Here is a 6,123-nt window from a genome sequence, read left to right as displayed (position 1 = left end):
GTTGAGTGCCGGGACGGTGAACAGGATGGTGAGCGGCAGGACTGAATGCTAAAGGCGCGGCGTTAAGGCGCCGTATGCAGGGGACGGCGTGCCGGCCCCGCGGGCGGGAGGGTCCCACCGCGGAGCCGGCACGGATGGGTCAATCGCGGCCGGGGTGCGCGACCGCCTCTTCGGCGGCGTGCTCGGCGACCTGCTCGGCCTCGTCGCGGCTGAGTCCCTCGGCGAGAGCCTCGGCCTGGGCGGCGCGCTTGACGTCGAGCTCGGCGGTAATCTCGTTCATGCGCTTAGTGGACAGCTTCCAGAAAAGCAGCGGGATGAAGGCAACGAATGCCATGATCGCCGGCATGAGGTTGGTAGCCACGTTAATGCCGGTAAGGGCAGTTGCGGTCTGGACCTTTGCTGCGCCGTCGTAGCCGAAGAATCCAATAATGTAAAGGGAGATAGCGCCACCGACGGCGGAGGCGATCTTCGTCGAGAGGGAGACGGCTGCATAGGAGGTGCCGTCGGCGCGGACACCGGTCTTGAGCTCGTAGTAGTCGACGGCGTCTGGAACCATGGACAAAGCGATGGGAGCGGCGAATCCGGACAAGCCGTAGCAGAACTGGAGAACGAGCAGCAGGGTGAGGCCGTGCGAGTCTCCGACGATAAAGATCGCAAACAGGAAGACCGCGGAGCAGAGCATGGAAACCATCATCATATTGCGCTTGCCCAGCTTGAGGGCGAAGGGCGGCAGGACGATCGTTCCGATGGCAGCGCCAAGGGTGAATACGCTCATAACGCCAGCCATGAGGGTCGGATTCCCGAGGATGTAGATGCAGTAGATGTACATGACACCGATGCGCCCGAAGAGGCCGACGAGGTTGAGCAGCAGCGTGAAGAAGACGACCATGAGCTGGCCGTTGGAGAGGACCGCCTTGACGGTGTCCTTGAAGGACACCTGCTGCTGCTCCGGCGTCATGGTGATGCGCTCACGGACATTGAAGCCCGTAATAAGGAACATCGGCAGAGCGATGAGACCGTAAATCGCCATCGTGATGAGGTATGAGCGGGTGTCACCGCCGCTTTCCTTGCCAGCCTCGTTGATAACGAAGGCGGCGAGGAGGAACGGGGTGAGGACGTTCATAATGAGCTGAGCCGCCTGGGACCCAATGTTGCGGATCCAGTTCAGCGTGAGTCGCTCGCCAGAGTCCGTCGTCATGACACCAGCCAGCGAGCCGTAGGCCATGTTCGCCACGGTGTAGGCGAAGCACAGCAGTACGTAGGTGATAGCCGCCCAGGCAGTCTTAGCACCAGAACCATCGAAGGGATTAACGAAGGCGAGGATCATGGTGATGGAGACTGCCGGAGCCCCAAAGATGACGTAAGGGCGGAAACGGCCCCACCGAGACTTCGTGCGCTCCGCGATGTAACCGAAGCCGAGATCCTGAACGCCGTCGAGGATACGGGCGAGCAGGAGGATGTTCCCAGCCGTCACGGCGGGAATGAGCGCGACGTTGGTGTAGAAGGCGAGGAGGTAGGAGCCGACGGTTGTCCAGATGAACTGGGAGCCAAACTCGGCGAAGGCGTAGGAGATCTTCTCCTTGAGGGGGACCTGGCCACCCTTCGTGGCCGGTACCGCAGACTGCGTCGTCATGACGGGCCTTTCTGTGATGCGAAGTGCGGGCTGCTCTGCCCGGAACTCCCGAGGTCAGGGACTGCGACGTCCGCACCTCGTTGCGTTCTGAGACACAGTCAACGCGGCGCCACTGCGGGCGACAAGCACACCACCCCCTCCTTCCGCACTCCCCGTGCATAAGCCGGTATCTCAAGTCCGCCGCAACCAACAGCCCCGGCGTCTATCGAGTAACCGATTGCCCCTGATCACCGATCCCCACCACGCCGACAGGCAGTCAGCTACGACGAAACCACCTATCCGCCGGTTTTGCACAATAGAGGCACAAGTCTCAACATCGTAGCCATTATTCCGGTTGACGCTTGCGGAAGTGCGGCGGACACTGCCTACGTGACACCCCAAGATAGCAAGCACGATGGCGTGAGGTCGTCCGCCCCCTCACCATCCTCCCGGGGCGCAGACACGGCGGCAGCAGCTCCACTCAGAGCCCCTTCCTTCGCCCATGTTTCCCAGCTGGCCGAGCTCATCGCCGAGACACGCCAGTACCCCCACGGTGTCTCCCGCGCCGATCTGGGCGAAACCCTCACGTTGGGACGCAACGCCGTCGATCGACGGCTCAAGACCGCCGTCGGGCTCGGCCTGCTCTCCCCCGCCGGACGCGGTATGTCGACCGGCGGTCGCGCCCCGGAGATGTGGCGCTTCAACCCATCCGCGGCAACCATCCTCGTCCTATCCATCTCCTACCGCTCCAGCACCGTGGCACTCACAGATCTGGGCGGCACGATCATCGATCAAGCCAGTTGGGACGAGGGCATTCTCAGCGCTCCACAGACAGTCACCAGCCATGCGCTCGAGCACCTCAACGCTCTGCGCAGCCGCCATCCAGAGCTTCCGCCGGCATGGGGCCTGGGCGTCTGCGTACCGACCGCCGTCGACTTCCGCGACGGAACACTGATCGCCCCGGCCACAGCCAGGACCGGCGGCGCTTCGGACACACTCCATTGGACAGGTTTCCCCTTGCGCAGCCGACTCGCCCAGCAGCTCGACCTGCCGGTCTGGCTCGACGACGAGGTCAATGTCATGGCGCTGGCCGCCGCCACACGCATCGGCGCCCCTCAGGACCTGCTGTATGTGCGCCTCAGCCTGGGACTGGGCATGGGCATCGTGTCGCAGGGCAAGATTCATCGCGGCGCCGCGGCCGCCTCCGGGGAGATCGCCCATATTCAGATGGCGGGCTCCGGTGGGCGCGCCTGCCGCTGCGGCCGCAAAGGCTGCCTGGAGACAACGCTCTCCGGTGGCGCCATGGAGGATGCAGCAACCACCCCTCAGGCCTTGAAGCGCTCCCCCTACCTGCGCCACCTCGATGAGTCCGGCGGCATTCGCTGCGAGCACGTCTTCCGCGGCGCCGCAGAGGGAGACCCAGTGTGCGTGCGCCTGTTGACCGAGGCAGCAGACCGACTGTCGGTGGTGCTGGCGGTGCTCACCACCACGTACAACCCCGGCGAGGTCGTGCTCGGCGGAGGTGTAGCGCAGGCCGGCGAGTTCTTCTCCCGCGCGGTCAACCAAGCGCTGCGCCGCCGGGTGCTGCCCGCCACCTCCGAGCGGCTACGAGTGCGCATGGGCATGGAGGATGACGCGCTCAAGGGCGCCTGCCGCATGGTCACCGACAGACTGCTGTCCGCGCACGTCATGCACGTCTGGCTACCCCACGGCTCCCCCGTGGGCGTGGCCGAGCTCGTCACCCACCGTCGCCAGGACGCCTGACACCGACGACCACCTACATGTATCGTAGATCACATGAAGTCCTGGTCGCACATCCGCTCCTCGTTCGTCAGCTGGCTCGCAGCGGACGTTCCGCGCGGCGACGCGTCAGCGGCGGAACGGGCGTCCGCACAGAAGGCAGGTCTCTTAAGGAGATTCCACCTGTGGGCAACCAGGGGTACTCCCAATGTCACCCCGGGGCCGACCCCGCACTCGCCCTCATACATGCCCATGCCCGAGGACGGCACCGCGAACCTCTACGACCGGACCCCCTACATCGGGAAGAAGCCCAAAAATGGTTCACGGGCATAGCCGCCCGGTCTTCCTGACCCGCAACGGCGTGGGCGACATGGTGGTCATGAGCATCGAGCATTACGAGGCGCTCGCTCTGGACCGGGACATCACCGACGCACTGGCCGCAGCGGAGGTCGAGATGGAGACAACCACAGAGCGGTTCACCTCGGAGGAAGTACTCGCGTACACACTCGCCGCGATCGACAACGCCAACGAATCCAGACAGACCGACGTCTCACAACCCGTCGAAGAATGAGAATCCACCAAATTCCGACTTTCTTCGCTTACTCCCGCTCACAACGAATACCTCGGTGTCAATCACACATGTCGCCGCAGGACCTTGATCCGCACGGCGGCGAGGCGGTCCAGCGGCAGCAGGCTGAGCCGCTCGTCGCCGTTGAGGTGACGACCGCTCACCCACTCCCCCGCCTCGTAGCAGCCCTCCACAGCGTCGTCGATCTCGACGATCTCCCCCACCTGACCAGCAACATCGAACATGAGCCCCTGCCCAATGGCGAGGATCTCGTCGTCGCCCAGATCAATGAGGATGCCCATGGCGCGGGTGTCGGCGGGTGAGGGCACCAGCGCGCTCGCGTCGCTCTCCTCACCACCCGCGTCGGCGTCTGTACGCACCCGCACCCCAGCGTCGAGGAACATCTGCCGCAGTGCGGCGCCCGCGTCGCGCACCGTCCAACTCAGGCCACCCAACTCGACGACGGCGCTCTCGCCCGCCTCCAGCAGAACCGGGCGGATGCGCCCCTCCCGCTGGGCGGCGATGATGACGTCCTCCGCTCCGCCCAACAGGTGGTAGGCGGAGGAGAACTGGCCGTCCGGGCGCACATCGTCAACCCCGAAGACGTTGAAGCCGATCGCGCCCGAGCCCACCGTCCAGAAGAGATTGCCGACGGCGAGCCGGCTCTCGGGAATGAGCAGCGGGTTATCCGGACGGGCATAGGCGGCCGTGGTGCCCTTGACGTCGTCGATGTAGATGTCCGGGCCGAGCAGGGCCAGGCTGGGCGCGGCCGCCTGCCACACGTCCAGGACCCCGGCGGTGGGGCCACCGCTGGGGTATTGTCCCGGCAGCTCCTGCCCGGGCTGGGGCCCGAGCCAGGCGTTGGCGTAGTAGGGCACGTCCAGGTGCTGGGAGGCGGATGCGGCGAGGGCCTCGCAGTGGGAGGCGATGGCCCAGGCCATGAAGACCTCCTGCGCCCACTCATCGGAGCCGAAGACCTCCGGCCAGGTGCCCGCGGAGGGCCGCCCCTGCTCACGCCACAGCCGCGCCGCCGTGCCGGTGGCGTCGGGATGCTCCGCGAGCCAGCCCAGCAGTTGCCCGGGCACCGGAGCCGCCCAGGCCGCCTCCGCGCCGACGCAGTGGTCACGCGCCGCACCGAGCAGCCCGGTCTCGTTCTCGACCTGAATCATGACGACCACTCCCGCGTCATCGACGTCGGCGATATGGCGGGCCAGGGCGGTGAAGGCGCGGCGGTCGGCGCTGAGCAGCTCCGGTGAGAAGACCGAAAGAACCGGGGTTCCGGGCCGGGTGAAAGCGGCGCCCCCAGCGCCGTCGGTCTCCAGTTCTGCGCGCGGGAAGCGGGCGGTATCGGCGCGGACCCAGCGGGGCGCATAGGTGGAGGCGGCGTTCTTCCAGGCGCCGAACCAGAGGAGGGTCAAGGCCAGGTCGCGCTCCCGGGCCAGGTCGATGAGGGCGTCCACGCCCGCGAAGTCGAAGCGCCCCTCGGAGGGCTCGACCAAGTGCCAGCTGACGGTGGCGGTCACCGCATTGCCGCCGAGCGCGACCACCCGGTCGAAGGCCTCCCGGGCGCTGCTCAGGTCGGAGCTGGTGGAGTTGTGCAGCTGCCCGCCCAGCAGCAGCCGAGGGCGGCCTGCAATCCGCAGATGACGGGTCTCGCAGCGGTTCATGAGAATTCCTTGACGTGTGCGGTGATGGAAGGGGATGGGGACTCAACGGCGAACGAGGTGCCCTCCGGCGTCGTCGGCGGGGCGGAGTTGCCGGCGGCCCAGGGCCGCAGACTTGCTCCGCCCCGCCGGGCACCTCAGATCGTGACGGTGCGCTTCATCTCGCCGGAGAAGGGCACGGGGATGTAGGCCACGCGGGCCGATACCCGCAGCAGCACCTCGTGCTCGCCGGGCGTAAGCCCGCCCGGCACCAGCACGCGCACGGTGGCCTCGTCGGCGTACTCCCAGCGGAAGAAGGTCACCGTCTCCATCTCGTCAAGCGTCCACCAGTGCTCGCCGTCGTCGGCGGTGAAGCGGATGGACTCGCGGGGCACGGCCTCGCCGTCGACCTCGACCTCGACGTCGTGCACCATCGACAGCGGAATACCGCGGTAGTACGGGATGCGGGTGCGCATCTCGAAGCCGATAGTCTCGCCGTCCTCCTCGACGCCCACGAGGGTGTTCTCAGTGAAGATGTATCCATCGAACATGACTTGGAC

5 protein-coding genes are annotated in these 6,123 nt (G+C 66.2%); 2 read left to right on the top strand and 3 right to left on the bottom strand.

Annotated features, from left to right (window positions below):
* Nucleotides 1-139: 139 nt before the first annotated feature.
* A complete protein-coding gene (locus RWX45_RS03870) occupies nt 140-1,633 on the bottom strand; it encodes a glycoside-pentoside-hexuronide (GPH):cation symporter (RefSeq protein WP_316022462.1) in 1,494 nt (497 codons plus the stop codon).
* Nucleotides 1,634-2,002: 369 nt separating this feature from the next.
* Here RWX45_RS03870 and RWX45_RS03865 point away from each other — a divergent pair, with 369 nt between their 5' ends.
* Together RWX45_RS03865 and RWX45_RS03860 are read left to right on the top strand one after the other, a co-directional pair.
* Nucleotides 2,003-3,376, top strand: coding sequence for an ROK family protein (locus RWX45_RS03865; protein ID WP_316022461.1), 1,374 nt, complete (start codon nt 2,003-2,005; stop codon nt 3,374-3,376).
* 292 nt (nt 3,377-3,668) lie between these two features.
* Nucleotides 3,669-3,923 (top strand): hypothetical protein, encoded by a 255-nt coding sequence (locus RWX45_RS03860; protein WP_316022460.1) that lies wholly within the window; start codon nt 3,669-3,671, stop codon nt 3,921-3,923.
* Nucleotides 3,924-3,985: 62 nt separating this feature from the next.
* Here RWX45_RS03860 and RWX45_RS03855 read toward each other — a convergent pair whose 3' ends face one another.
* Nucleotides 3,986-5,587 carry a DUF5597 domain-containing protein gene (locus tag RWX45_RS03855; protein WP_316022459.1) on the bottom strand — a complete coding sequence of 534 codons (1,602 nt, stop codon included), beginning with the start codon at nt 5,585-5,587 and terminating at the stop codon, nt 3,986-3,988.
* A gap of 134 nt (nt 5,588-5,721) precedes the next feature.
* On the bottom strand, nt 5,722-6,114 hold the full coding sequence (locus RWX45_RS03850; RefSeq protein ID WP_316022458.1) for a DUF6379 domain-containing protein: 393 nt from the start codon (nt 6,112-6,114) through the stop codon (nt 5,722-5,724).
* Between the last annotated feature and the right edge of the window lie 9 nt (nt 6,115-6,123).

The organism is Actinomyces sp. MRS3W (assembly GCF_032465695.1).
Classification (GTDB): Bacteria; Actinomycetota; Actinomycetes; order Actinomycetales; family Actinomycetaceae; genus Actinomyces.
Note: the sequence above shows the minus strand (reverse complement) of the source record. Positions and strands in the feature narration are given on the sequence as shown.